The organism is Streptomyces sp. SID14436 (assembly GCF_010548465.1).
GTDB lineage: Bacteria > Actinomycetota > Actinomycetes > Streptomycetales > Streptomycetaceae > Streptomyces.
In genome coordinates, this window is the sequence record NZ_JAAGMD010000207.1 from 32,447 (window position 1) to 58,396 (window position 25,950).

General features: G+C 69.5%; 22 protein-coding genes. 10 read left to right on the forward strand and 12 right to left on the reverse strand.

What is annotated here, in order from left to right; all coding sequences use genetic code 11:
* Nucleotides 1–504: 504 nt before the first annotated feature.
* A complete protein-coding gene (dnaA, locus tag G3I53_RS07440; protein WP_164335644.1) occupies nucleotides 505–2,475 on the reverse strand; it encodes a chromosomal replication initiator protein DnaA in 1,971 nt (656 codons plus the stop codon).
* Between the two features lie 376 nt (nucleotides 2,476–2,851).
* On the opposite strand from dnaA, the gene rpmH reads away from it, so the two are divergent.
* From rpmH to G3I53_RS07485, 9 genes are all read left to right on the forward strand, one after another.
* Complete coding sequence (rpmH, locus tag G3I53_RS07445) at nucleotides 2,852–2,989, forward strand: 50S ribosomal protein L34 (RefSeq protein ID WP_003956500.1); 138 nt, start codon at nucleotides 2,852–2,854, stop codon at nucleotides 2,987–2,989.
* 21 nt (nucleotides 2,990–3,010) lie between these two features.
* Nucleotides 3,011–3,382 (forward strand): ribonuclease P protein component, encoded by a 372-nt coding sequence (gene rnpA / locus G3I53_RS07450; protein ID WP_164335642.1) that lies wholly within the window; start codon nucleotides 3,011–3,013, stop codon nucleotides 3,380–3,382.
* Nucleotides 3,379–3,753 (forward strand): membrane protein insertion efficiency factor YidD, encoded by a 375-nt coding sequence (yidD, locus tag G3I53_RS07455; protein ID WP_164335640.1) that lies wholly within the window; start codon nucleotides 3,379–3,381, stop codon nucleotides 3,751–3,753. The genes rnpA and yidD overlap by 4 nt, the downstream gene beginning before the upstream one ends.
* A gap of 3 nt (nucleotides 3,754–3,756) precedes the next feature.
* The gene (yidC, locus tag G3I53_RS07460; RefSeq protein WP_164335638.1) at nucleotides 3,757–5,019 is read left to right on the forward strand and encodes a membrane protein insertase YidC; all 1,263 of its coding nucleotides are present in this window, start codon (nucleotides 3,757–3,759) and stop codon (nucleotides 5,017–5,019) included.
* Between the two features lie 15 nt (nucleotides 5,020–5,034).
* The gene (locus G3I53_RS07465) at nucleotides 5,035–5,547 is read left to right on the forward strand and encodes a R3H domain-containing nucleic acid-binding protein (protein ID WP_164335636.1); all 513 of its coding nucleotides are present in this window, start codon (nucleotides 5,035–5,037) and stop codon (nucleotides 5,545–5,547) included.
* A gap of 122 nt (nucleotides 5,548–5,669) precedes the next feature.
* Nucleotides 5,670–6,389 (forward strand): 16S rRNA (guanine(527)-N(7))-methyltransferase RsmG, encoded by a 720-nt coding sequence (rsmG, locus tag G3I53_RS07470; protein ID WP_164335634.1) that lies wholly within the window; start codon nucleotides 5,670–5,672, stop codon nucleotides 6,387–6,389.
* Between the two features lie 321 nt (nucleotides 6,390–6,710).
* Nucleotides 6,711–7,787: a ParA family protein gene (locus G3I53_RS07475; protein ID WP_164335651.1), complete on the forward strand. Its 1,077-nt coding sequence runs from the start codon at nucleotides 6,711–6,713 to the stop codon at nucleotides 7,785–7,787.
* Entirely contained in the window at nucleotides 7,784–8,878 is a 1,095-nt protein-coding gene (locus G3I53_RS07480) for a ParB/RepB/Spo0J family partition protein (protein WP_164335632.1), read from the forward strand. The genes G3I53_RS07475 and G3I53_RS07480 overlap by 4 nt, the downstream gene beginning before the upstream one ends.
* 312 nt (nucleotides 8,879–9,190) lie before the next feature.
* Nucleotides 9,191–9,808: a GNAT family N-acetyltransferase gene (locus G3I53_RS07485; RefSeq protein WP_164335630.1), complete on the forward strand. Its 618-nt coding sequence runs from the start codon at nucleotides 9,191–9,193 to the stop codon at nucleotides 9,806–9,808.
* Between the two features lie 99 nt (nucleotides 9,809–9,907).
* On the opposite strand, the gene trxA is transcribed toward G3I53_RS07485, so the two are convergent.
* The 7 genes from trxA to G3I53_RS07520 all read right to left on the reverse strand — a co-directional run bounded on the left by trxA (nucleotide 9,908) and on the right by G3I53_RS07520 (nucleotide 19,741).
* Nucleotides 9,908–10,240, reverse strand: coding sequence for a thioredoxin (gene trxA / locus G3I53_RS07490; protein WP_164335628.1), 333 nt, complete (start codon nucleotides 10,238–10,240; stop codon nucleotides 9,908–9,910).
* Between the two features lie 42 nt (nucleotides 10,241–10,282).
* Nucleotides 10,283–11,254 (reverse strand): thioredoxin-disulfide reductase, encoded by a 972-nt coding sequence (trxB, locus tag G3I53_RS07495; protein ID WP_164335626.1) that lies wholly within the window; start codon nucleotides 11,252–11,254, stop codon nucleotides 10,283–10,285.
* Between the two features lie 197 nt (nucleotides 11,255–11,451).
* Nucleotides 11,452–12,372, reverse strand: coding sequence for a hypothetical protein (locus G3I53_RS07500; RefSeq protein ID WP_164335624.1), 921 nt, complete (start codon nucleotides 12,370–12,372; stop codon nucleotides 11,452–11,454).
* Entirely contained in the window at nucleotides 12,369–13,094 is a 726-nt protein-coding gene (gene sigM, locus G3I53_RS07505) for an RNA polymerase sigma factor SigM (RefSeq protein WP_164335623.1), read from the reverse strand. The genes G3I53_RS07500 and sigM overlap by 4 nt, the downstream gene beginning before the upstream one ends.
* Before the next feature lie 25 nt (nucleotides 13,095–13,119).
* A complete protein-coding gene (locus tag G3I53_RS07510; protein ID WP_164335621.1) occupies nucleotides 13,120–14,841 on the reverse strand; it encodes a protein kinase family protein in 1,722 nt (573 codons plus the stop codon).
* A 140-nt stretch (nucleotides 14,842–14,981) separates the two neighbouring features.
* Nucleotides 14,982–17,297, reverse strand: a complete 2,316-nt coding sequence (gene murJ, locus G3I53_RS07515; protein ID WP_164335619.1) for a murein biosynthesis integral membrane protein MurJ — start codon at nucleotides 17,295–17,297, stop codon at nucleotides 14,982–14,984.
* Nucleotides 17,298–17,341: 44 nt separating this feature from the next.
* The gene (locus G3I53_RS07520) at nucleotides 17,342–19,741 is read right to left on the reverse strand and encodes a DUF6049 family protein (RefSeq protein WP_164335617.1); all 2,400 of its coding nucleotides are present in this window, start codon (nucleotides 19,739–19,741) and stop codon (nucleotides 17,342–17,344) included.
* Between the two features lie 255 nt (nucleotides 19,742–19,996).
* On the opposite strand from G3I53_RS07520, the gene G3I53_RS07525 reads away from it, so the two are divergent.
* Nucleotides 19,997–21,439, forward strand: coding sequence for a CCA tRNA nucleotidyltransferase (locus tag G3I53_RS07525; protein WP_164335615.1), 1,443 nt, complete (start codon nucleotides 19,997–19,999; stop codon nucleotides 21,437–21,439).
* A gap of 111 nt (nucleotides 21,440–21,550) precedes the next feature.
* On the opposite strand, the gene G3I53_RS07530 is transcribed toward G3I53_RS07525, so the two are convergent.
* From G3I53_RS07530 to G3I53_RS07545, 4 genes are all read right to left on the reverse strand, one after another.
* The gene (locus tag G3I53_RS07530) at nucleotides 21,551–22,027 is read right to left on the reverse strand and encodes a hypothetical protein (RefSeq protein ID WP_164335613.1); all 477 of its coding nucleotides are present in this window, start codon (nucleotides 22,025–22,027) and stop codon (nucleotides 21,551–21,553) included.
* A gap of 129 nt (nucleotides 22,028–22,156) precedes the next feature.
* Nucleotides 22,157–23,419, reverse strand: a complete 1,263-nt coding sequence (locus tag G3I53_RS07535) for an MFS transporter (RefSeq protein ID WP_164335611.1) — start codon at nucleotides 23,417–23,419, stop codon at nucleotides 22,157–22,159.
* Nucleotides 23,420–23,496: 77 nt separating this feature from the next.
* Nucleotides 23,497–24,579 carry an inositol-3-phosphate synthase gene (locus G3I53_RS07540; protein ID WP_164335610.1) on the reverse strand — a complete coding sequence of 361 codons (1,083 nt, stop codon included), beginning with the start codon at nucleotides 24,577–24,579 and terminating at the stop codon, nucleotides 23,497–23,499.
* A gap of 44 nt (nucleotides 24,580–24,623) precedes the next feature.
* On the reverse strand, nucleotides 24,624–25,307 hold the full coding sequence (locus G3I53_RS07545; protein WP_164335608.1) for a PadR family transcriptional regulator: 684 nt from the start codon (nucleotides 25,305–25,307) through the stop codon (nucleotides 24,624–24,626).
* Nucleotides 25,308–25,950: the final 643 nt, after the last annotated feature.

Consider the following 25,950-nt stretch of genomic DNA (forward strand, 5'->3'; position numbering starts at 1 on the left):
AGATCACTCGTCCACGAATCCACAACCGGCTGACCTGGCTCGATCCTCCCTCACCAGGGTCGCCTGTGGACGGAGTCGGGACAACTTCGCAGTCCCCAGGATGTGGACGCGAAAAAGTAGCCGAATCTGTGGAGAGAGGCCGTAACCAGGCCATTAATCGAACAGCGGTCATGGACCGCGGTCGCCGCCATGGGCAGAGTGAGGCGGCGCCGGCGGGCACGGAAGGAAGTCGGAGCACGGCAATGGGGGCGGCGGAGGACGCAGGGACGGGCGGCGGAGGGCCGGCCGCCCCGTCCCGGCCGACCAGTGACGGACTCGTGCACGACGTGGGCCCTCCGGCACCGGCCCCGGAGGGCCCACACTCGGCCGTGAAGGTCCTGGCCCAGGGGCACAGTGGCCCTGGCCCTGACCCTGGCCCAGGGCCAGACGGCCCCGGCCCGGCACATGACGAAGGGCGCCTCCGGATCAGCTCCGGAGGCGCCCTCGACGCGTCGTGGTCGGCTCTCAGCCCGCCTTGATGCGGTTGGTGAGCTCGGTGACCTGGTTGTAGATCGAGCGCCGCTCGGCCATCAGATTGCGGATCTTGCGGTCCGCGTGCATCACCGTGGTGTGGTCCCGGCCGCCGAACAGCGCACCGATCTTCGGCAGGGACAGATCCGTCAGCTCACGGCACAGGTACATCGCGATCTGCCGCGCGGTCACCAGCGCGCGTCCACGCGAGGTGCCGCACAGGTCCTCGACCGTGAGACCGAAGTAGTCGGCCGTCGCGCTCATGATGGCCGTCGAGGTGATCTCGGGCGCCGAGTCGTCGCCGCCGGGGATCAGGTCCTTCAGGACGATCTCCGTCAGCCCCAGGTCCACCGGCTGACGGTTGAGCGAGGCGAAGGCCGTCACGCGGATCAGCGCGCCCTCCAGCTCACGGATGTTCCGCGAGATGCGCGACGCGATGAACTCCAGAACCTCCGGCGGGGCGTTGAGCTGTTCCTGCACCGCCTTCTTGCGCAGGATGGCGATGCGCGTCTCCAGCTCGGGCGGCTGGACGTCCGTGATCAGCCCCCACTCGAAACGGTTCCGCAGCCGGTCCTCCAGCGTCACCAGCTGCTTGGGCGGCCGGTCGCTGGACAGCACGATCTGCTTGTTGGCGTTGTGCAGCGTGTTGAAGGTGTGGAAGAACTCCTCCTGCGTCGACTCCTTGTCCGCCAGGAACTGGATGTCGTCGACCAGGAGGATGTCCATCTCGCGGTAGCGCTTGCGGAAGCTGTCGCCCTTGCCGTCGCGGATGGAGTTGATGAACTCGTTGGTGAACTCCTCCGAGCTGACGTACCGCACGCGCGTGCCCGGGTAGAGGCTGCGCGCGTAGTGCCCGATCGCGTGCAGCAGGTGCGTCTTGCCGAGGCCCGACTCCCCATAGATGAAGAGGGGGTTGTACGCCTTGGCCGGCGCCTCCGCGACGGCGACCGCGGCCGCGTGCGCGAACCGGTTGGACGCGCCGATCACGAACGTGTCGAAGAGGTACTTCGGGTTGAGCCGCGCCGTCGGTTCCCCGGGGCCGGTGGCCGGCGCGGGCTGCGCCGCCAGCGGGCCGGGAGCGCCGGTGGTCGGCAGGTTCGGGCCGACCGGTCCGCCCCGGTGGACGTGCCCGGAACCGGCCGGCGGCTCGGGCCGCTCGCGGCGCCCGGGGTCACGCGGGTCGTAGTCGCCCCGGTCGTAGTCACCGCGGTCGTAGTCGGCGCGTGGCGGTTCGTACTCGGAGCGCTGCGGGTCGTAGGAGGGGCGCTCCATCGGCTGGGGGCGGTAGTCCTGCGGAGGCGGACCCCCGTAACCCTCCTGTCCCCCGTACCCGTCCTGCGAGGGCGACGCGTAGGGGTCACGGTCGGGAAAACCGAGACGCTGCTGCTGCCAGCCGTACTCGTCCTGTGCCGGCCGCTGCCAGGACCCCGGCTCGGGGCGCTGGTACTCGGACGGGTAGGCGGGGCGGGCGGTGGGGAGCTGGTCGCCGGGGGGCCCGGGCTGCTCGGGACGGCGGCGGCCGTACCCCTCATAGCCGTCGTAGGAGCCCTCGTACTGCTCGCGGGTCCCCTCGTACTGTTCGCGCTCGTAGCTCTCGCGGTCCGGGCGCGCCGTCGGGAGCTCGGGCTCCTCGTAGCGGGGCTGGGGGCGGGGCCCGGGAGCAGGGGCGGGGGCGGCCGGGGGCTCGCCCGCGGACTCGTCGACGGTGATGGCGATCCGGATGGGGCGTCCGCACTCGCGGCTCAGGCTCTCGCTGACGACCGGTGCGAGGCGGCCCTCGAGCACACCCTTCGCGAACTCGTTCGGCACGGCGAGCAGCGCGGTGTCGGCGACCAGGGCCAGCGGCTGGCAGCGCCGGATCCAGTGCTCGTCCTTCCCCTCGACCCCGTGACCACGGCCCTCACCGAGGAGCTGTTCCAGAACGCGTGGCCACACTGCGGCAAGATCGGCAGGTACGTCAGCCACAGGGCACGCTCTCTCACAGGTCCCTCGAACGTGTGATTCGGGGACGGCTCGGTAGATCAAAGGGTGGTGAAGGGACACAGGGGAACGAGTCGAAGTCCAGTCACGGTAGTCAGGGCGGCCGGTACGGTTCAAGTTGTTGTCCCCAGGCTGTGGACAAGTGTCTCCCGGCGAGCAGTGGTTTGACCGAATGGCGCAGCCGCGCGTACCGTGACGAGGTCGAGTTGTCGATGGCTGCTGCCGCCTGCCTCCGATGGGCACAGATCGCACAAGGTGATCGGTCAGCGGTGCACTCGGGCGTAACGCGAGCTACTCGTGGGCGCACGGTGACAGCCAGGACGGCATCCCGCAGACCCCGATCTTTTTCTGGAGCCCCCGAGTGAGCAAGCGCACCTTCCAGCCGAACAACCGTCGTCGCGCGAAGACCCACGGCTTCCGGCTGCGTATGCGCACCCGTGCCGGCCGCGCGATCCTCGCGTCCCGCCGTAGCAAGGGTCGCGCCCGCCTGTCCGCCTGATCCCGATCAGGTCATGACGTCGTGCTGCCCACCGAGAACCGGCTGAGGCGGCGCGAGGACTTCGCGATCGCCGTACGACGCGGACGCCGGGCCGGGCGCCAGCACCTCGTCGTACACCTTCGTAGCGGTGCCACGGACCCGCACGCGCCTGGGGAGAGCGCTCCCCCGACGCGTGCGGGTTTCGTCGTGAGCAAGGCTGTGGGAGGCGCGGTCGTGCGCAACAAGGTGAAGCGCAGGCTTCGCCACCTGATGCGCGAACGAGTCGACCAGCTGCCCCCCGGTAGCCTGGTAGTCGTACGAGCGCTGCCCGGTGCGGGCGACGCCGACCACGCAGAACTGGCCCGAGACCTGGACGCCGCCCTACAGCGGCTCCTGGGAGGGGGCACCCGATGAAGTACCCGCTGCTGGCCCTGATCAAGCTCTACCAGTGGACGATCAGTCCGCTGCTGGGCCCCGTGTGCAAGTACTACCCATCGTGTTCCCACTACGGCTACACGGCCATCGACCGGCACGGTGCCATCAAGGGCACAGCACTCACGGCCTGGCGCATCCTGCGGTGCAATCCGTGGTCGCTCGGCGGTGTGGACCATGTCCCTCCGCGCAAGCGCCCGCGGTGGCACGAAATGCTGCGAAGCGCTTGGCGTGCACGCAAGGGCGGGCCCTCCGCCGCCGAACCGGCCACCGAAGGACAGACTTCCCCCGCAGGTCCGACGAGTCCTTCGAGCCCGGCCGCTGAGACCTCGTCCCATGCCCAAGGAGCATGATTAGTGGACACGATTGCCAGCTTCTTCAGCTTCATCACGACACCCGTCTCCTGGGTCATCGTCCAGTTCCACACGGTGTACGGCGCCATCTTCGGGCCTGACACCGGGTGGGCCTGGGGCTTGTCCATCGTGTCCCTGGTGATCCTCATCCGTATCTGCCTGATCCCGCTCTTCGTGAAGCAGATCAAGGCGACGCGTGCGATGCAGACGCTCCAGCCGGAGATGAAGAAGATCCAGGAGCGCTACAAGAACGACCGGCAGCGCCAGTCCGAAGAAATGATGAAGCTCTACAAGGACACGGGCACCAACCCGCTGTCCTCGTGTCTTCCCATCCTGGCGCAGTCCCCGTTCTTCTTCGCGCTGTACCACGTGCTCAACAGCATCGCGTCGAACGACACCATCGGTGTGATCAACGAGCAACTGCTCGCGAGCGCCCAGAAGGCCCACATCTTCGGAGCGCCGCTCGCCGCGAAGTTCACGGACAGCTCGGAGAAGGTCGAGCTCCTCAACTCCTCGCTCACGGACGTGCGGATCGTCACGGCGGTCATGATCGTCCTGATGTCGCTGTCGCAGTTCTACACGCAGCGCCAGCTGATGACGAAGAACGTCGACACCACGGTGAAGACGCCGTTCATGCAGCAGCAGAAGATGCTGATGTACGTCTTCCCCGTCATCTTCGCCGTCTTCGGCATCAACTTCCCGGTCGGTGTCCTCGTCTACTGGCTGACCACCAACGTGTGGACCATGGGCCAGCAGATGTACGTCATCCACAACAACCCGACCCCGGGTTCCAAGGCCCAGGCCGCCTACCTGGAGCGCCTCTCCAAGCACGTCCTGAAGAACAGCGGGACGCGCAACCGTCGTCAGCGCGCCATCATCAAGGCCATCGTCGCCAAGGGCCGGGACCGCAACGAGTACGAGCGCAAGTTCATCAACGGTCTGAGCAAGAACGGTCTCGTCGCCCAGGCCGACGGCGCCGTGGTCAAGGGTGAGGCCACGGTCCACGACGAGGACGGCACCCAGGCCGGGACGCCCAAGCGGCAGCAGCCCAAGCGCCAGAGCAAGTCGCAGCGGCAGTCCGGCGTGGCCAAGGCCGCCGACGAACCCACCTCGCTGACCAAGTCCGACGAACCGCAGAGCAAGGCCAAGACGGCGGCCGGTGCCAAGAAGGGCACGGGCAAGCAGCCCGGCGGCGGCACCCGCAGCAAGGCCCAGTCCGGACAGCGCAAGGGCCCGCAGCGGCCCAAGTCCCCGTCCAAGAAGTAAGAAGGAGTCCATCCCGTGACGGAAGGCACCATCTCCACCGCTGCCGAGGGCACTGACACCCTGACCCGCCTGGAGCAGGAGGGTGAAATCGCTGCGGACTACCTGGAGGGCCTGCTCGACATCGCCGACCTCGACGGCGACATCGACATGGATGTCGAGGCCGACCGCGCCTCCGTATCGATCATCAGCGACACGGGCAGCCGTGACCTGCAGAAGCTGGTCGGCCGGGACGGCGAGGTGCTGGAGGCGCTCCAGGAGCTCACGCGTCTGGCCGTGCACCGGGAGACCGGTGACCGGAGCCGCCTCATGCTCGACATCGCCGGTTACCGGGCTCGGAAGCGTGAGGAGCTGTCCGAGCTGGGTGCGAAGGCGGCGGCGGACGCCCGCAGCAGCGGCGAACCCGTGAGGCTGGATCCGATGACGCCGTTCGAGCGCAAGGTCGTGCACGACGCCGTCAAGGCCGCGGGTCTGCGCAGCGAGTCCGAGGGTGAGGAGCCGCAGCGCTTCGTCGTTGTGCTTCCCGCCTGATTCTGCTCCGTGCTCCACCGGCCCCGTCTGTTGCGCAGGCGGGGCCGGATTTTGTCAGCCTGATAGTTCGTGGTTCTGGTGTCGGCGCGTGATGTCGGCACGGTACGGAAGGACGGTTCCCCGTGACCGAGGCAGCGGAGCTTCCCCCCGCGCCCGAGCAGGCACGCGAGGTGTTCGGTGCCCGCTTCGCGGACGCGGTCCGGTACGCGGAGCTGCTCGCCGAGGCAGGTGTGCAGCGAGGTCTGATCGGTCCGCGAGAGGTGCCCCGCCTGTGGGAGCGCCACCTGCTGAACTGCGCTGTGCTCTCCGAGGTCGTCCCGGAGGGAGTGACGGTCTGCGACGTCGGGTCGGGTGCCGGCCTGCCGGGCATTCCCCTGGCGCTCGTACGGGAGGATCTCAAGATCACCCTGCTCGAGCCGCTGCTCAGGCGCACCACCTTTCTGACCGAGGTGGTGGAGCTGCTCGGACTGGATCACGTGACGGTGGTCCGCGGCCGCGCCGAGGAGGTCATGGGAAAGATCCCGCCCGTGCATGTCGTGACGGCACGGGCCGTGGCTCCCCTCGATCGTCTGGCCACCTGGGGCATCCCCCTGCTGCGGCCCTACGGGGAGATGCTGGCCCTCAAGGGGGACACCGCGGAGGAAGAACTCAAGAGCGCGGCGACCGCACTGAGCAAGCTGGGCGCCGTGACGACCTCGATCGTGCACGTCGGCGCTGGCGTCGTGGATCCGCAGTCGACGGTCGTGCGCGTCGAGGTGGGGGAGAGTCCGGGAGGTGTGCGCTTCGCGGCGAAGCGCGCCAAGGCGGCTCGCACCGGCCGTACCCGCCGGCGGCGCGGATAGGGCAGCCGCCCCGTCCGCACGGGGCCAGAAGGACTCCACCCAAGCTGCCGAACCGGCGTATGCCGGAGTGTCGCGGCGATACGGCTCTTGGGGCTGTGCATCGTGTTTCACGTGAAACGTCGCTCACTGCTGCACGGCATCATCAGTCGCGGCCGCGCTGCGGCCGAACCCCGCGACCGTAAGCCTCTCGGTTCACTCGGAGAGGGTCCTGTTCCCGAAGAGACTCCGCCCCCTGCGTCCCCCGCGAGGGGCACGGAGTTGTCCACAGAGATGGATTTCTCCACAGAACGCCAGGCCTCACTGGTTCGCGACCCCGAAGACATGGGAGGCTCTGTTCATTGCGAGCCTGAAGTCGAGGAGAGTGAATCCTTGCGGTCCGACGCCAACATCGCGGGACCGATGACCGATCCGGTCCCCGGTCCCCGTACCGAGTCGATGGGGGCGGATGTTTCACGTGAAACACCGCCGCCTATGGACGACACTCCCATCGGTCGTGCTGCCCAGCTGGCAGTGGAGGCACTGGGGCGCGCCGGTGAGGGCTTGCCACGGCCCGAGCAGACCCGCGTCATGGTGGTGGCCAACCAGAAGGGTGGCGTCGGAAAGACGACGACCACCGTCAACCTGGCCGCCTCGCTGGCTCTTCATGGTGCTCGTGTCCTGGTGGTCGACCTCGACCCTCAGGGCAATGCGTCCACAGCGCTGGGCATCGACCACCACGCCGAGGTTCCGTCCATCTACGACGTCCTGGTGGAGAGCAAGCCGCTGGCGGATGTCGTCCAGCCCGTCCCGGACGTCGAAGGTCTCTTCTGCGCCCCCGCCACGATCGATCTCGCCGGTGCAGAGATCGAGCTGGTGTCCCTGGTCGCGCGGGAGAGCCGGCTGCAGCGGGCGATCCAGGCCTACGAGCAGCCGCTGGACTACATCCTCATCGACTGCCCGCCGTCCCTCGGACTGCTGACGGTCAACGCTCTGGTGGCCGGCCAGGAGGTTCTGATCCCCATCCAGTGCGAGTACTACGCGCTGGAAGGGCTGGGCCAGTTGCTGCGCAACGTCGATCTGGTGCGGGGCCACCTCAACCCCGCCCTGCATGTGTCGACGATCCTGCTCACCATGTACGACGGCCGGACCCGGCTCGCCTCCCAGGTCGCGGACGAGGTGCGCAGCCACTTCGGTGAAGAGGTCCTCCGGACGAGCATTCCGCGTTCGGTCCGCATCTCGGAGGCACCGAGCTACGGACAGACGGTGCTGACCTACGATCCTGGATCGAGCGGTGCCCTCTCGTATCTCGAGGCGGCACGTGAGATCGCGCTGAGGGGCGTCGGCATCAGCTACGACGCGTCGCACGCCCACATCGGCGCACAGCAGAACGATCCGAGCATGGTGGAGGGCGTCCAGTGAGCGAGCGACGGAGGGGGTTGGGCCGCGGTCTCGGCGCACTGATTCCCGCAGCCCCTACAGAGCGGACCGTGCCTCCGCCGGCCGTGGGAGGTGGCGCGTCGTCCCCGTCAGCCGGTACGGCGCCGGTGCTTCCTCACGAGCGTGGTGTGGCAGCGGCGAAGGTGGCCACGCTGCCCCCTGTTTCACGTGAAACAGAGGACCTGGCGGCGGCGGACGGACTCACGCCGCCCGTCGGTGCGCACTTCGCGGAGATTCCGCTGGACTCGATCACTCCGAACCCGCGTCAGCCGCGTACGGTATTCGACGACGACGCCCTCGCGGAGCTCGTCACCTCCATCAAGGAGGTCGGCCTCCTCCAGCCGGTCGTCGTCCGGCAGACCGGTCCGGGCCAGTACGAGCTCATCATGGGTGAGCGCCGCTGGCGGGCCTGCCGTGAGGCGGGTCTGGAGAAGGTCCCGGCGATCGTCAGGGCCACCGAGGACGAGAAGCTCCTCCTGGACGCCCTGCTGGAGAACCTGCACCGCGCCCAGCTCAACCCGCTGGAGGAGGCCGCGGCCTACGACCAGCTGCTGAGGGATTTCAACTGCACCCACGACCAGCTGGCCGACCGCATCGGCCGGTCCCGGCCGCAGGTCTCCAACACCCTGCGCTTGTTGAAGCTGTCGCCCAGGGTGCAGAACCGCGTCGCCGCCGGGGTGCTCTCCGCGGGCCACGCGCGAGCCCTTCTGTCGGTCGACGACTCCGAGGAGCAGGACCGGCTGGCTCACCGCATCGTCGCCGAGGGCCTCTCGGTCCGGGCCGTCGAGGAGATCGTGAACCTGATGGGTTCGCGGCCGCAGAAGACCTCGAAGGCCAAGGGCCCGCGAGCGGGGGCTCTGGTCTCGCCGGCGCTGACCGACCTGGCGACCCGTCTCTCGGATCGGTTCGAGACGCGAGTGAAGGTCGACCTGGGCCAGAAGAAGGGCAAGATCACCGTCGAGTTCGCCTCCATGGAGGACCTCGAGCGCATCCTCGGCACGCTCGCGCCCGGCGAGGGGCCGGTACTGCAGAGGAGCCTCGTGGACGACGACTCCGTGGAGCCCGAGGCCTGAGGCGCGGCTGCCCGCAGCGGCAGCCCGGGGCGGACCTGTCCGGTGTGTACCGGAACACGGTCCGCCCTTTGCTTTTCGCCGGTATCGAGGCAAACGCATCATGGATACGATGCGTTCGTATATGGCGCATCCACCCGGCAGGACGTCCGAGACCAAGGCAGGGGCCATGCAGATGACGAGCCGCACCCGGATGGTGAGTGCCTGGCTCGGGGTGGGCGCCGTCGGCGGCTTCGTCGGCAGCCTGCTCAGGGAACGGAGTGCTCTGGCAGCCGCGTGTGAGGCAGCGGGCGAAGAAAGCGAGGAACACCCTTCATGGGGCGTCGGGTCGTACCGCTCACGCTGGACAACCTTCAGGACCTCCCCCAGCGCTGTCGCTCGTGTGTCTTCTGGGAGCTCGACCCCGTCAGCGGTGAGACAGCGGTAAAGGCAGGCACGGCCGCGCTCGAGAAGGAGTCGTGGATCTCGGCCGTCCTCCTGGACTGGGGCTCCTGCGGAAGAGTCGTCTACGTCGACGACGTCCCCGTGGGGTTCGTGCTCTACGCCCCGCCCGCCTACGTACCCCGCTCCTCCGCCTTTCCCACGAGTCCCGTGTCACCGGACGCGGTCCAGCTGATCACCGCGATCATCGTGCCGGGTTACCAGGGTCAGGGACTGGGACGGGTGATGGTGCAGACGGTGGCGAAGGACCTGATGCGCCGGGGCTTCAAGGCGATCGAGGCGTTCGGCGACGCCCGGTGGAAGGAGCCCGCCTGTGTCCTGCCCGCGGACCATCTGCTGGCCGTGGGGTTCAAGACCGTGCGGCAACACCCCCGGTATCCCCGCTTGAGGCTGGAACTCAGGACGGCCCTCTCCTGGAAGGAAGACGTGGAGATGGCGCTGGACCGCTTGCTGGGAGCGGTGCAGAAGGAACCCGCCCTCCGGCCGCTGTGATACCGGAGGCGGCCTCGACGGACCTCATGCGAGAGGGCCGACCCTCACCGGGTCGGCCCTCTCGTGTTTCACGTGAAACAGCCGTACGACGGCTCGCCGTCACTCGGCGATGAACTCCTCCAGATCGCGGACGATCGCGGCCTTCGGCTTGGCACCGACGATGGTCTTGGCGACCTCGCCCCGCTGGTAGACGTTCAGCGTCGGGATGGACATGACGCCGTACTTGGCGGCCGTACCCGGGTTCTCGTCGATGTTCAGCTTGACGACCTCGATCTTGTCCCCGTACTCGGAGGCGATGGCCTCGAGGGACGGAGCGATCTGGCGGCACGGGCCGCACCAAGCGGCCCAGAAGTCCACCAGGACGGGCTTGTCGCTCTTGAGGACGTCCTGCTCGAAGGAGTCGTCGGTCACGTTCTTCAGGGTGCCTGCCACGGCGGGCTCCTTAACTGGTCGATGCGTGGGGCGGGTGGGTGATCAGACGGCGGCGGTCTTCTCGGGTTCGGCCTTCTCACCGTCCGCGAGAGCGGCGAGGTAACGCTCGGCGTCGAGCGCGGCGGCACAGCCCGTGCCGGCCGCCGTGATCGCCTGGCGGTAGGTGTGGTCGACCACGTCACCGGCACCGAAGACGCCGGGAAGGCTCGTGCGGGTCGACGGCGCCTCGACCTTCAGGTAGCCCTCCTCGTCGAGCTCCAGCTGGCCCTTGACCAGCTCGGTGCGCGGGTCGTGCCCGATGGCGATGAACAGGCCCGTCACCGCCAGGTCCGACAGCTCGCCCGTCTTGACGTTGCGCAGCTTCAGACCGGAGAGCTTCTGGTCGCCCTGGACCTCGGCGACCTCGCTGTCCCAGACGAACGAGATCTTCGGGTCGGCGAAGGCACGCTCCTGCATCGCCTTGGAGGCGCGCAGGGTGTCCCTGCGGTGGACGACCGTCACGGACTTGGCGAAGCGCGAGAGGAAGGTGGCCTCCTCCATCGCGGTGTCGCCACCACCGATCACGGCGATGTCCTGGTCCTTGAAGAAGAACCCGTCACAGGTCGCGCACCAGGAGACACCCCGGCCGGACAGGGCGTCCTCGTTGGGCAGGCCCAGCTTGCGGTGCTGCGAGCCGGTGGTGACGATGACCGTCTTCGCCCGGTGGACCGTCCCCGCGGTGTCGGTGACGGTCTTGATGTCGCCGGTGAGGTCGACGGCCACCACGTCGTCCGGGACGAGCTCGGCGCCGAAGCGCTCGGCCTGGGCGCGCATGTTGTCCATGAGCTCGGGGCCCAGGACGCCGTCCTGGAAGCCGGGGAAGTTCTCGACATCGGTGGTGTTCATCAGGGCGCCGCCGGCGGTGACGGCCCCTTCGAACACCAGGGGCTTCAGCGACGCACGGGCGGTGTAGAGCGCCGCCGTGTAGCCGGCGGGCCCCGAGCCGATGATGATCACGTTACGGACGTCGCTCACAGCGTGTTTCCTCGTCTCTGGTCTGCTTCGGTCGACCGGTGGTGGGAGCTTCTCGCGGACCTCTCACCCCATCCAACGGATCCTACGGGGCGCGCATTCCCGCCGTGCCGGGGCACACGGTAGCGCTGTCCGAGGGGTGCCGGCAGCGTGGACCGGACGGGGGCCGGGCTCGGCGGTCGGCGAGGGACGGACGGTCGTCAGGGTCGGCTGTAGGACTGCTTCAACAGGACCTCGGCCGGGCCTGCCGACGGGTTGTCCACGCAGGTCGCTTCGACGATGTAGGCCGTGACCCGGCGATCGTCGGAGGCGTCGGGGAGCACCACGAGCAGAGCCTTCCTGCCCTGGAAGACACCGGTCTCGGTGGCGAGGGCGGCGTCGTCGCTGCCGATTCCCTCCTGGACGCATTCCGGGACGGTCGGCTGCTGGAGGACCCGGGGGCTCGCACCCGCCGCCTCTGATTCGAGCCCGAAGGTGTTCGGCGTGCGGCCGTCACCGCGTGCCGGTGCTTCCTGTCCGAGGAGGTCCGTCACCTGCCGCTCCAGCGTGCCCTGGGTGAACGTGTCGGCCGCGGTGACCTGACGCTCTTCCTCGGGACGGCCGGTGTCGTCGAGCGACGACAGGAGGACCGAGCCGAGGCCCAGTGCGGCAACCGTGAACACGGTGCCCAGGACGGCGACCCTGCGCCGGCCCCGTCGCGTTCGGCCTTTCCGGCCCGGGCCTGTCGTGGACGCCCGAGCACTCCCGCCGGGACGATCCGGCGGTGGGGGTGCCGATGTTTCACGTGAAACACGGGCACGGTCGCCTTCGGACGGCGAAGCCGAAGCGTCGACGGCGTCCTCGGACTCCCGGGTGTCCGGCACCCCTGCATCCAGCAGGGCTTCGGCGGCGAGCGCGGCGTCGATGCGGCGGGCGACGTCGTCGGGCATACGGGGCGGCCCCGGCACGGCGCCGAGCAGGCCCCGGATCTCCTCCAGCGAGGCATGGACCTCGGCGCACAGGTCGCATCCGTCGAGATGCTGTCGTACGGCAGCCGTGCGGTCCGGTGCGAGGAGCCCCTCCGTGAGGTCGGAGATCTCCGCGACATCGGGATGCTCCGCCCTGTCTGTCGTCGACGTCACGCTCGCCCACCTCCGCCCTTCACTGCCGCCGGGTCATTCGGTCCGGTCTCCGGAGGAACCGCTTGCCGCGGTTCCGCTGAGGATGGGACGGACGGACCACGTGTCCGGTTCCGTGCCCCGCCCTGTCTTGTGCCGTCGCCCGTGGCGTCGGACCGTAGGTGGGTGAGCAGCGGCTGCAGTCTGGCCCTCCCCCGTGCACACCGGCTCTTCACGGTGCCGGCGGGCACGTCGAGGATGCGGGCCGCCTCAGCGACCGGATACCCCTGCATGTCCACGAGTACCAGGGCCGCCCGCTGATCGGGCGGGAGCGTGGCCATCGCCTCGATCAGCTGACGATGGAGGTCATTGCGCTCCGCGGGCGCGGAGGCGGACTCGTGCGGCTCCAGGAGCTGCTCCAGCCGCTCCGTGTCGTCGACCGGAGACGTCCTGCGGGAGGCCGCCTTGCGGGCGCGGTCGAGGCAGGCGTTCACCGTGATCCGGTGCAGCCACGTCGTGACGGCCGACTGCCCGCGGAAGGTGTGGGCGGCCCGGTAGGCGGAGACGAGGGCGTCCTGGACGGCGTCGGCGGCTTCCTCGCGGTCCCCCAGGGTCCGCAGTGCCACCGCCCACAACCGGTCGCGGTGCCTGCGCACGAGCTCGCCGAACGCGTCGGGGTCGCCCTCTACGTGGCGGGAGAGCAGGTCCTGATCGCTCGCTTCGCGGTACGCGGTGCCGTCCGCCATCGGACCCCTCCCCCTCGGTGAGACGTCAGCCGGTGAACTTCAGGTCGGTGATGGCCTGCTTGTAACCGGGCTCACTGTAGGCGTCGCCGGGCGCCGACGGCAGGGCTGTCAGCCAGACCAGCACGTAGCGGGTCTTGACCGGCTTGTCGACCTTCACCGTGGCCTGTCCGCCGGTCGTCGTCTCCGTCCCCAGCTTCCGCATGGAACTGATCGGGGTCGACGAACCCGGGGAGTCCGTGGCGTAGAGGGTGATCGTGGTGTGGGCGCCCTGGTGCAGCAGCCCGATCGACGACGACGTCACCGACTGCTCGGACCCGAGGTCGTAGACGATCCCGACACCGGGCTTGTAGGCCGGGTTCATGTCCGGGCCCTCCCGGTAGGTCTTGGTGCGCCAGTAGGTCGAGCTGTCACCGTCGAAGGTGTTGCCGACGTCCCCGGGGGCCTGGGCCGCGCCCTTCGCGACGTACTCCTGGGCTCCCTGGATGGCCAGCGGCTTGGCGGGTGCGCGCCGGTCGCCGCCCTTCTCGTTCCCCTCCGTCGTCTGGGTCTTGTCGGTGTCGTCGGACTTGCCGCCCTGATCCATGAGGGCGTCCGCGAGTTGCCAGCTGCCCAGACCGAGCGCGGCGATGAGCAGGGCGGACACGGCCCACTTCAACACCTTGCCGGTGCGGCTCTGCAGCGGGGGCGGAGGGGTCGGCACCGGCTGCGTGCCACCCGGGCGGGGGGCGGGCCGACCGTAGGTGCCCTGCTGGTAGGTCGTGCGCTGGTAGTCCGGCGGTGTGGTGAACGCGGGCTCCGGCGGACGGATGCGCGGCATCTCACCGATCGCCTTGACCAGCTCCTCGGGAGTGGTGCAGGCGGCCTCGTGACGGGAGGCGGTGGCTCCGTCGTTGGCGAGCGCGCGCATGGCCAGCTCGGACAGCCCGCGGTGCACTCCGGCCCGTACCTGGTCCGGCGGGAGCAGCCCGACGTCCTTGGGCAGGCCGGTGAGGCCGTAGGCGTCGCTTTCGTACGGCCAGCGCTGGGTGAGCGAGGCGTAGAGCAGAGCCCCGATGGACTCCGTGTCGGTGCGCTGCGGGGTGTCGGACGAGACGCCCCGCAGCGCCGCGTTGACGGCCAGGCCGCGGATGCGCCACTGGCCGGTCGAGGTGCGCAGCACGGAGTTGGGGTTCAGACGGAGGTGGGACAGGCCCTCGCGGTGTGCGGCGGCCATGGCCGAGGCGATCTGACTGACCATCTGGTAGGCGTCGTAGACCTCCAGGGGGCCGGCCGCCAGGAGCGTGGTCAGCTCGGTGGCGTCGGGGAGCCATTCGTGTACGACGTAGACGACGTCGTTCTCCTCGACGGCGTCCAGGACCTGGACGAAGCGGGGGTCGCCCAGCAGGGCGGAGGAGCGTGCCGCGGCCAGGACGGAGCGGGCCCGTGCGTGGTCCGCGGGCAGGATGTGCACCCCGACGGCGCGGCGGAGCTTCTCGTCCACGGCACGCCAACTGCTGAATCCGTCCAGACGGGTGACGCACTCCTCGAGGCGGTAGCGTCTGGCCAGCTTGTGACCGCTGTGCAGTTCGGGCGGCGAGGTCTTCCCGGAACGGTCGGTCCCGGCGTTCTCCTGTGCCTCGTCGCTGTCCGTGTCCTGCTCCCGGTTCTTGGCCACCCCGTCGGCCGTGGACTGGTCCGCCTGTGCGGTCAGCGACTCCTCGCCGCTGTTGTCTGCCACGTCGACGGCAGCTGTGCTCCGATCCGCCACCGTCGTTCCCTGCCTCCCCATTCCTTGCGCGTCGGCCGGCGTCCGTCGCGCGCATCCGACGCCGAAACCAATTGTGCCCACAGTCCGCCGCTATGCACGACACACGGCGGTGGACGATGGTTGTGCGCCTACCCCCGGCATCAGCGTCCCAGGCGTCCGCGGACCATACCGACCAACGAGTTGAGCTCTTCGATGCGCATCCGGCGGGCCGCGACGAAGAAGACCCCCAGCAGAACGGCCCCGCCGACCAGGATGGCGGCGAAGGATCCCGCGACGCCCTGGCCGATCGTCTGGCTGATGCCGTAACAGGCAGCGCCGCTGAGCAGGGCGGCCGGGACGGACGCGATGCACAGCCGCGCGTAGGTCCGCAGCACCCGGGCGCCGTCCAGGTCGCCGCCCAGCCGCTTGCGCAGCCGTCGCCAGGCGACGCCGACCCCCACCGCGTAGGCCGCGCCGTACGAGGCGGCCATGCCGACCACGGCCCAGCGGGCGGGGAGCACCAGGAAGCAGACCACCGCGGCGGCCGCGTTCACGGCGGCCACGATGACGGTGTTGTAGAAGGGCGTGCGGGTGTCCTCGTAGGCGTAGAAGGCGCGCAGCACGACGTACTGCACGGAGTAGGGGATCAGGCCGAGACCGAAGGCCATCAGCATGTACCCCATGTTGGTGGCCTCGCTGGTGCCCGAGGAGCCGAACATCAGGGTGCACATCGGGATGCCGAGGGCGATGAAGCCGAAGGCGATCGGCACGATGGCGACCGCGGTGGTGCGCAGGCCCTGGGAGATGTCGTCGCGGACGGCGCCGCCGTCTTCCTCCGCCGCCGAGCGGGAGATCCGGGGCAGCAGGGCGGCCATCAGGGAGACGGTGATGATGGCCTGGGGCAGACCCCAGATCAGCTGGGCGTTGGCGTACGCGGCGAAGCCCGTGCCCTCGACGTCGGAGGCGAGCCCGGATGCGGTGGACAGCTGCGTCACGACCAGGGCGCCGGCCTGGTTGGCCAGTACGAACAGGATGGTCCACTTGGCGAGCATCGCGGCCTTGCCGAGGCCGTGGCCCTTCCAGTCGAAGCGCGGGCGGATGCGGAAGCCGGTCTCCCGCAGGTACGGGATCATGGCCAGGGCCTGGACGACGAGGCCGAGCAGGACACCGATCCCGAGGAGCCGCTGACCCTCCGGGGGGATGTTGGTGACGTTCATCCGGGAGTCGGCGGCCGTGCCGTAGACGTAGATGAAGACGCCGAGGGTCGTGATGATGACGACGTTGTTGAGGACCGGGGTCCACATCATCGCGCCGAACTGACCGCGTGCGTTGAGGATCTGACCCATCACCACGTGGACGCCCATGAAGAAGATCGAGGGCAGGAAGTAGCGGGTGAAGGTGACAGCGACCTCGTTGGCGGCGGGGTCCGAGGCGACGGGGTTGGACAGCGCGCGCACCAGCAGCGGCGCGGCGAACCAGGCGAGTGCGGTGAGGGCGGCCAGGGCCACCATCACCAGGGTCAGCAGGCGGTTGGCGTAGGCCTCGCCACCGTCGTCGTCGTCCTTCATGGCACGCACGAGCTGCGGCACGAACACGGAGTTCAGGCCGCCGCCGACCGTGAGGATGTAGATCATCGTCGGCAGCTGGTAGGCGACCTGGAAGGAGTCGCCGAGGAGGCCGAGTCCGAGCGCGGAGACGATCAGTGCCGAGCGGACGAAGCCGGTCAGCCGGGACACCATGGTGCCCGCCGCCATCACGGCACTCGACTTCAGCAGTCCTCCGGCCCTGCCGCCCTTCTTCGGGGCGGGCGCGGGGGTCTCCGACTCCTGGGGGGCCTCGGCGGCCGGAGGAGGGGTCGCCCCTGCGTAGTGGCCCGGTGTCGAGACCGGTGCGGGCACTCCGGCGGGTTCGCCGACCCGGGCGTCCTGCGGGAGGTGCGTGGCGTGAGCGCCCCGGTGCTCCTCCGGGTACCCGCCGCCCTGTTGTCCGGGAACGGCGCCGCTGTGCTGCTGGTCGCGGAAGAGATGCGCGAAGGCGTCGGGTTCCTGCTGCCGGCCACCGCTCCGGCCGACCAGGTCGTCCACGCCCACGTACTGCGTGGTGCGCGGGTCGTCACCGTGCGGCAGCAGCTGGGTCGGGCCGTCCGGCTCGGGCGCCGGCGTCTGGGCCCACACCCGGGGGTCGGGCGCGTACGGCGACTGCGGCGGCTGCCCGTACAGCGGCTGGGCGGGCGGCTGCGTGCCGGGCGGGGGCGGCGGATGCGCGGCGCGGTCGTAGAGGGCCTCGGCGACGGGGTCCTGGGCCGCGATGTCCTGAGCCCGGTAGGGGTCCTGGTCGTAGGCGTCCTGGAGGTACGTGTCCGCGGGTGGCTGCGGCTCCTGGTCGTGCCCGGGCGGCGGACCCTCGGAGCGGTCCGGCTCGGGATGACCCGAGCTGCCCGCGGCACGGCCGCGGTCACCGTCGTACGGCGCGTTCATGGTTACCCCACCTCATCGTCCCGGGCCCACCGGCCACGACATCCTCAACGGTCCACTCTCTCACCCGTGCCGGACGGGTCCGGGCTTTCCGATGCGGTGTCCGGGGCGGGGTCACTCGGCTGCTGCGGGGCGTCTGCCCGCGAGCCGGCCTCCGACTCCTCGGTGGGACGCGCTTCGGGTGCCGTCGGTTTCCGCGGGCCCTCACCGTCTCCGTCGCCGTCCTCGTCCGTCCCGTCGGGCTCGTCCTCGGCACGGCGGGCGGCGGCCCGCTTGCGCTGGGTGTACATCCGGAATCCGGCCAGGACGAGGAGCAGGACACCGCCGCCGATGACCAGCATCACCGTGGCGGTGATCTCGGTGACCTTCACGTCGAAGACGACGGGCTCACCGTACGGGCGGCCGTCCTCGGTGAAGAGCTGCGCGACGACCGTGGCCCGGCCGTTGGCGTTGGCGGAGGTGGTGAACTTCACCGACTGGCTGTGGCCGCCGGAGACAGTGACGGGCTGCTCCGCGTAGGCGGCCCCGCCGATCTCCAGACGGGTCGGATTGGTCGAGCTGAGGCGCAGCACCAGGTGCTCGACGCCCTGCACCAGGTTGTTCTGGACCGTCACGGGAATGGTCGCGCTGCGGCCGGAGAGCTTCGTCTCCGACTTGTCGATCAGCTTGACCTGGTCGATCAGGACGTCCAGGTACGCTTCGACGCCGCTCCGGTAGGTCGCGGCCTCCGCGACCCGGCCGCGCCACGACGCGGACATGGCCCGGTTCAGGGCGCGCCCGAAGGGGGTCACCACCCTGGAGCGGTCGGAGAGGATCACGTTGAACTTGTCCAGCTTCCCCTGCGTCCGCGCGATCTGCTCGTAGGCGGCGCGCGGCAGCTCCTGCTTGCGCAGTGCGGAGGGGTACGCGCCGGCCGAGGGGACCCGGGTGGCGGCCGCCGGGTCCGGCTTGGCCTTGGCGGCGTCGGTGAGGTCCTGGGACTCCGACCAGGTCCCCTCCCGCAGGGCCTCCAGGGCCTCGGCCATCGTCTGTGCCTGGCTCGCCGAGGGCATGCGCTGCGGTGCGACGACGATGCTGCGTTTCTTGCCCGTCTGCAGGCCCAGCGTGAGGCTCTGGGCCAGGAACCGCTGCGTGGCGAGTGTGGACGCGGACGCCTTCGTCAGATCGCCCCGGAAGGCCGTGGACAGGGGGGCGTCCGCGACGACCGCGGTGGTGCCGCCGCCGATGGGGCGGGCCGCGGACGGCGTGTACGACAGGCCGTCGGTCTCCTTGAGGCTGTCGCTGCGGGCGATGACCTTGTCGGCGCCGGCCGAGGTGGCGACCTTGATGATGGAGGGGTCGACCGCACCGTCGACGGGCCAGGCGAAGTCGGTGGTCGGCGTCACGTGGAGGATCGGCTCGACCGTGTTCACGACGACGTCGGTGGCGTCCTTGAGGTGCTTCAGCGAGCCGCCGACCGAGGTGCCGTTGTGGGCGAGGGAGGCCAGGTCCGGGTCGCCGAAGGGCAGCGCGACCACTTCGTTGTCCGCCACGGCCTTCTGCACCTCGGCCAGCCACCGCTTGGCGACGTCCTGGTTGCGGCCCGGCACGGTGGTGTCGCCCTCGGCCCTGACCTCGTACCGGTCGGTCATGGCGTCGACCGAGGCCAGCAGGTCGGGATCGACGACCCAGGTGACGTCCAGGTCCTTGCCCAGGGACACCATGCGGTCGAGCCGTCCGCCGGGGGAGATCTCCTTGGCCAGGTCGTCGTCGCGGAAGACGGGCGTCTGCTGCTCGTCCGATCCCGTCTCCGCCGTCATGTGGGACGAGGAGATGAGCGGCCACAGGACGGTCGTCTTCGTCCGCTTGCGGGCCTCCTCCGGCTGCCACGGCAGGAACGTCCGCTGCACGCCGAGGATCCGCTCCCAGGGCTGCGCGGCGGTCTCGCCCGAGAGCGACACCGCCAGCTGGTAGACGCCGTCCTGCCCGAGGTCCAGCTCGTCGACGGGGACCGAGATGCTGAAGCGCTGGGAGACACCGGGCGTGAGCTCGGAGAACTTCTCGGTGTACTTGCCGCCGAGTTCCCGGCCGGCGGGGCTCAGGATGTCCCGGCTGTTCCGGGCGACCGTGTCGATCCCCGAGCGGGTGTTCATCAGGGGGCCCACCCGAAGGCCGACGTGGGCGTCGGTGACGGCCTGGCGGCCCTTGTTGGTCACGGTGCCCGACACCGTGACGGTGTCGCCCTCCGACGGAACGCTGGGGGTGAGCGAGTCCACGGACACCGCGACCGAGCCCGTGTCGGTGGCGGCCCGGAGCGTGTCCCGGGCCGCCGCGTCCGCTGAAGGCGCCGAGGACGACTGCAGCAGCCCGGTCAGCAGGAGCGCCGAGGCGAGAAGGGCCCCCGAGCGCCGCACCCAGCGGCGGGCAGGTGAGGGACTCGTCCCCTGGAAGTCTGCCGCCTCGGCCACGCGCTCGCCCGTCCCTCGTCGTCAGTGGTCGTCGGAATGTGCGTCCCCGCATGGTAACGATGCGCGCTGAGAGGAGGTGCCGCGGACCGGGCTCCAAGATCGCGCACGGCAGCCAGGCGTCCGCTATGCCGCTGAAGGGCGGGAGTGCGTCTCCGAGTCGCCGGAGTGGTGCTTGTGCGGGTTCGGTGCGAGGTGTCCCGGGGCGGATGTAATGGGGGCGCTTCCGGCTCCCCCGGCCACGTACTCTTTTCTGTTGTGCCGAACGCCAATGAAGAAACCAGTGTCCTGAGCCAGGTGCAGCGCTCCGCGGGGAACGAGCCGCTGCAGGTCGCCCCTGTCGCCGACGACCTCGCCCGCCGCTTCCAGGAGGCCGGATTCTCCCTGGCCCTGGTCGGGGGTTCGGTCCGGGACGCGTTGCTGGGGCGGCTCGGCAACGACCTGGACTTCACGACCGACGCCCGACCGGAGGAGGTACTGAAGATCGTCCGGCCCTGGGCGGACGCGGTCTGGGAGGTCGGGATCGCCTTCGGCACGGTCGGTGCGCAGAAGGACGGCTACCAGATCGAGGTCACCACGTACCGGTCCGAGGCGTACGACCGCACCTCGCGCAAACCGGAGGTGTCCTACGGCAACTCCATCGAGGAGGATCTCGTCCGCCGCGACTTCACCGTGAACGCGATGGCCGTCGCTCTTCCGGAGAAGACCTTCATCGATCCGCACGACGGCCGCGGCAGCCTCGCCCAGCGCCTGCTGCGGACGCCGGGGACCCCGCAGGAGAGCTTCTCGGACGACCCGCTGCGGATGATGCGCGCCGCGCGGTTCGCCGCGCAGCTCGACTTCGACGTGGCCCCGGAGGTCGTCGAGGCGATGACGGAGATGGCCGGCCGGATCGAGATCGTCTCCGCCGAGCGGGTGCGGGACGAGCTGAACAAGCTGATCCTCTCCCCCCACCCGCGGAAGGGTCTGACGCTGCTCGTCGACACCGGCCTGGCCCAGCACGTCCTCCCCGAGCTTCCCGCACTGCGCCTGGAGCGCGACGAGCATCACCGGCACAAGGACGTCTACGAGCACACGCTGATCGTTCTGGAGCAGGCGATCGCCCTGGAGGACGACGGTCCCGACCTGACGCTCCGCCTGGCGGCTCTCCTGCACGACATCGGCAAGCCCCGAACCCGCCGCTTCGAGAAGGACGGCCGGGTCTCGTTCCATCACCATGAGGTGGTCGGAGCGAAGATGACCAAGAAGCGCATGACGGCGCTCAAGTACTCCAACGAGCTCGTGAGGGACGTCTCGCGTCTTGTCGAGCTCCACCTGAGGTTCCACGGCTACGGCACGGGAGAGTGGACCGACTCCGCCGTCCGCCGTTACGTCCGGGACGCCGGTCCGCTGCTGGACCGGCTCCACAAGCTGACGCGCTCCGACTGCACCACGCGCAACCGGCGGAAGGCTGCCGCGCTGTCGCGGGCGTACGACGGCCTGGAGGAGCGGATCGCCCAGCTTCAGGAGCAGGAGGAACTGGACGCCATCCGTCCCGACCTCGACGGCAACCAGATCATGCAGATCCTCGACCTGAAGCCGGGACCGGCGGTCGGCCAGGCGTACAAGCACATGCTGGAGCTGCGGCTGGAGCACGGCCCCATGGAGCACGAAGCGGCCGTCGCGGCCCTCAAGGAGTGGTGGGCCGAGCGTCAGGACTGAACGCGAACGGTGCCGTGTTTCACGTGAAACACGGCACCGTCGATGCGTCTCGCACACACGGAGGGGCGATGTTTCACGTGAAACATCGCCCCTCCGCGGGAAGCAGGCGGGTTACTTCACGTCCTTGAGGCAGAGGACGACCTCGTGGCCGCCGCCCGTCTGGTAGTAGGCGATGGGCGCGTCCGGGACCGACTTGCACTTGTTGCTGTCGCTGGTGTCGTCGAACTTCTCGACGACCTTGTACTCGGCGTCACTGGAGGAGCAGTCGACGGACTTGAGGTCCGGCTTGAACTGCGTGCCCTCGTTGTGCATGCAGCTGCCCACCGACGTGGTCTCGGCGTCGGATTTGTTCCACTGCCACTTGACCACACCGATGACGACCGCGATCGCGATCACGGCGACGACGCGCAGCAGCTTCTTGTTGAAGCGGCCGCCCGCGGGAGGCGGCGGCGGAACGGGCGCACCCGGCGGCGGGAACCCCGGCTGACCGGCCTGCTGGGGGAACCCGCCCTGCTGCGGCTGAGGGGCCTGGCCCTGCGGCGGCTGGCCCTGCGCGAACGGATTGCCCTGGGGCGGTGGAGTGGTCACTTAGGGGTCCCCCTAGAACTCGGAAAGGCGGCGCGGCGAGAAATCCGCGCGAGGTAAGACGCACGTAAGCTACCTGGCCCGACTGACAACTCAGGAGTCCCGTGGGGCTCTGTGGCACTGATGTGACACTTACTGGCGCTCAAACCGGGCGATAGCCGCTGCTACTGCCCCGTAGATAACGGCGATCGTTACCACCAGCGGAACCGACCGGCCGTCCGGCGGCAGCATCAGGGCGGCGACCCCGGCGGCGCCGACGAAGGCGACGTTGAACAGCACGTCGTAGACCGAGAAGATCCGGCCACGATAGGCGTCCTCCACGGTCGACTGGACGATCGTGTCCGTGGCGATCTTCGCTCCCTGGGTGGCCAGTCCCAGGACGAACGCCCCGGCCAGCAGGGGCCCGGTGGCGAAGGGAAGACCGAGGGCCGGCACGAGGACGGCCGCGGCGCCCGAGCACACCCGGATCCACCGGCCAGCTCCGAGGCGTCCCGCGGCCCAGGGGGTCAGGACGGCCGCCGCGAAGAAACCGGCGCCGGAGACACCCAGCGCGGTCCCCAGCAGGGCGAGCCCGTCGTCCGTGGTCGAGGTCAGCGCGTACCGGCACAGCATCAGGACCATGACGAGCATGGCGCCGTAGCAGAACCGCATGAGCGACATCGCCGTGAGCGCCCAGGCCGCCTCCCTGCGCTCGGGGGCGGCGAGGTGGCTCACGCCCGCCACCAGGTCGCGGGCGCAGCCCTTGAGGGCGGTGGACAGGCGGGCCGGTGTCATCGCACGGTCCGGGCCGAGCAGGTCCTTTGCGATCCGCAGTGACGCGAGCGCGGCGCACAGATAGAGCGCGGCGCCCACCAGGACCACGGCGGCGTCCGAGTCGGCGACGAGCAGGCGGACGAGGAAGGCGAGACCCCCGCCCGCGGTCGCGGCCAGCGTTCCGGCGGTCGGAGACAGGGAGTTGGCGATGACCAGCCGCTCGGCGTCGACCACGCGCGGAAGGGAGGCGGACAGACCGGCCAGGACGAAGCGGTTCACGGCGGTGACGCAGAGCGCGGCGGCGAAGAGAAGGCCGTCCGGCACCCGGCCGAGGATCAGCAGTGCGGTCACGCAGGCCATCAGGGCGCGCAGGAGATTGCCGTGGAGGAAGACCTGGCGTCGGCGCCAGCGGTCCAGCAGAGCCCCGGCGAACGGACCCACCAGGGAGTACGGCAGCAGCAACACCGCCATGGCCGAGGCGATCGCCGCGGCCGACGTCTGCCGCTCCGGCGAGAACACGACGTAGGCGGCGAGCGCGACCTGGAAGACACCGTCGGCGCCCTGGGAGAGCAGCCGGACGGTCAGCAGGCGTCTGAAACCCTGGAAACGCAGGAGTACGCGCAGGTCACGGACGACGGCCATGGGGGACAGCCTCACACAGAACGAAGGTCTCCGGGCCGTGCGACCCGGAGACCCTCAACTGCCCTGGACGAGCGGGATCAGCGCTCGACCTCACCCCGGATGAACTTCTCGACGTTGGCGTGGGCCTCGTCGTCGAAGTACTGCACCGGCGGGGACTTCATGAAGTACGAGGACGCCGAGAGGATCGGGCCGCCGATGCCCCGGTCCTTGGCGATCTTCGCGGCACGCAGGGCGTCGATGATGACACCGGCGGAGTTCGGGGAGTCCCAGACCTCCAGCTTGTACTCGAGGTTCAGCGGGACGTCACCGAAGGCACGGCCCTCGAGGCGGACGTAGGCCCACTTGCGGTCGTCGAGCCAGGCGACGTAGTCGGACGGGCCGATGTGGACGTTGCCCTCGCCGAGCTCGCGGTCGCGGATCTGCGAGGTGACGGCCTGCGTCTTGGAGATCTTCTTGGACTCCAGGCGGTCCCGCTCGAGCATGTTCTTGAAGTCCATGTTGCCGCCGACGTTCAGCTGCATCGTGCGGTCCAGGATCACGCCCCGGTCCTCGAACAGCTTCGCCATCACACGGTGCGTGATGGTGGCGCCGACCTGGGACTTGATGTCGTCACCGACGATCGGGACGCCCGCCTCGGTGAACTTGTCGGCCCACTCCTTGGTGCCGGCGATGAAGACCGGGAGGGCGTTGACGAAGGCGACCTTGGCGTCGATGGCGCACTGTGCGTAGAACTTCGCAGCGTCCTCGGAACCGACGGGCAGGTAGCAGACGAGGACGTCGACCTGCTTGTCCTTGAGGACCTGCACGACGTCGACGGGCTCCTCGGCGGACTCCTCGATGGTCTCGCGGTAGTACTTGCCGAGACCGTCGTGGGTGTGGCCGCGCTGGACCGTCACACCGGTGCTGGGGACGTCGCAGATTTTGATGGTGTTGTTCTCGGATGCGCCGATGGCGTCCGCGAGGTCGAGACCGACCTTCTTGGCGTCCACGTCGAAGGCGGCGACGAACTCGACGTCGCGCACGTGGTAGTCGCCGAACTGGACGTGCATCAGGCCCGGCACCTTGGACGCCGGGTCGGCGTCCTTGTAGTACTCGACTCCCTGCACCAGCGATGCGGCGCAGTTGCCCACGCCAACGATGGCTACGCGAACCGAACCCATTCCGGTTGCTCCCTGTGTAGTACGAGTGAGGCCCTGACTGGGACTCACGTGGCGGTGTCGTCGGGCGTATCCGGCCGGAGGTCGTCCTCCGGCCGGGGCAGGCCGCCCGTCGCTCCAGATGTGGTGTCGTGCTGAGCGGTCCCCCCGGAGACGGAACCCTTGAGGTCCCGCCCGGCACGCTCGCTCTCGATGAGCTCGTTCAGCCAGCGCACTTCGCGCTCCACGGACTCCATCCCGTGGCGCTGGAGCTCGAGGGTGTAGTCGTCGAGGCGCTCTCTGGTCCGCGCCAGGGAGGCGCGCATCTTCTCCAGGCGCTCCTCCAGCCGACTGCGGCGGCCCTCGAGCACGCGCATGCGCACGTCGCGGGACGTCTGGCCGAAGAAGGCGAAGCGCGCGGCGAAGGTCTCGTCCTCGTACGCGTCGGGCCCCGTCTGGGAGAGGAGCTGTTCGAAGTGCTCCTTCCCCTCCGCCGTCAACCGGTAGACGATCTTGGCGCGACGGCCCGTGAGCGGAGCGGCGAGGGCGTCCTCGGTGGTGTGCCCCGGTTCCTCGATCAACCAGCCGTTCGCGACCAGCGTCTTGAGGCAGGGGTAGAGCGTTCCGTAACTGAACGCACGGAACACACCCAGCGACGTATTGAGTCGTTTGCGCAGCTCATAGCCATGCATCGGAGATTCGCGGAGCAGACCGAGGACAGCGAACTCGAGGATCCCGGAACGCCGGCTCATCGTCGCCTCCTCCCTCTCCACGGTCGGGCCGTGCCGGACTGAGTGCGGCTCGCCGCCGCCCTTATGCCGAGCTGATGTATCGACTCGATACATCACGACGATAGAACGGGCTCCCGGTCACGACAAGAGGGGCTGGGGTGAACGGGATCACATCAACGCTTCCGGGCGAGCAAGTTGCCTGGTTTGAGGTGAACTTCTGTCCTCGGGAGGGTTTGGCGATGCGTAGTCTGTGCGCCATGCATACCGCCGGGAACCGAGTGACGCCTGTGGGCGTCGTCGTCCCCGGTGCAGTACGGGTGAATGCGGAACGCGTCACATCCGTACTTCGGGGGGACCGGAAACCAGCCGCCGTTTCCAGGCGCGCACACGTGCGCCTGCCCGAGGAGTAGTCGTTCGATGAGCGAGCACCGTCGCAAACCGCCGCAGCCGCAGGGAGGCGGACGTGCCGCGGCCCGACGCGGCCAGTCCGGCTCGTCCTCCGGCCGCCGCGCGGCTCCGCGAGGCGCCACCGGGTCTCCGTCCGATTCCCATGGGTCGGGCGTGCGGGGTGAGGAGCGTACGTACGGCAGTCGCGCTGAGGCGCGACGCGCGGCACAACGAGGCGGAGGCAGCCGGCGCCGGGCCGGCGCCGCCGGGCCGGGCC

Bases quoted from the DNA above. Each gene is read 5' to 3' on its own strand.
- yidD (WP_164335640.1), top strand. From the start codon at position 3,379: ATGAAGTACCCGCTGCTGGCCCTGATCAAGCTCTACCAGTGGACGATC.
- G3I53_RS07475 (WP_164335651.1), top strand. From the start codon at position 6,711: ATGGGAGGCTCTGTTCATTGCGAGCCTGAAGTCGAGGAGAGTGAATCC.
- sigM (WP_164335623.1), bottom strand. From the start codon at position 13,094: ATGGCGGACGGCACCGCGTACCGCGAAGCGAGCGATCAGGACCTGCTC.
- murJ (WP_164335619.1), bottom strand. From the start codon at position 17,297: ATGAACGCGCCGTACGACGGTGACCGCGGCCGTGCCGCGGGCAGCTCG.
- G3I53_RS07485 (WP_164335630.1), top strand. From the start codon at position 9,191: ATGGGGCGTCGGGTCGTACCGCTCACGCTGGACAACCTTCAGGACCTC.
- G3I53_RS07545 (WP_164335608.1), bottom strand. From the start codon at position 25,307: ATGAGCCGGCGTTCCGGGATCCTCGAGTTCGCTGTCCTCGGTCTGCTC.
- G3I53_RS07535 (WP_164335611.1), bottom strand. From the start codon at position 23,419: ATGGCCGTCGTCCGTGACCTGCGCGTACTCCTGCGTTTCCAGGGTTTC.
- G3I53_RS07540 (WP_164335610.1), bottom strand. From the start codon at position 24,579: ATGGGTTCGGTTCGCGTAGCCATCGTTGGCGTGGGCAACTGCGCCGCA.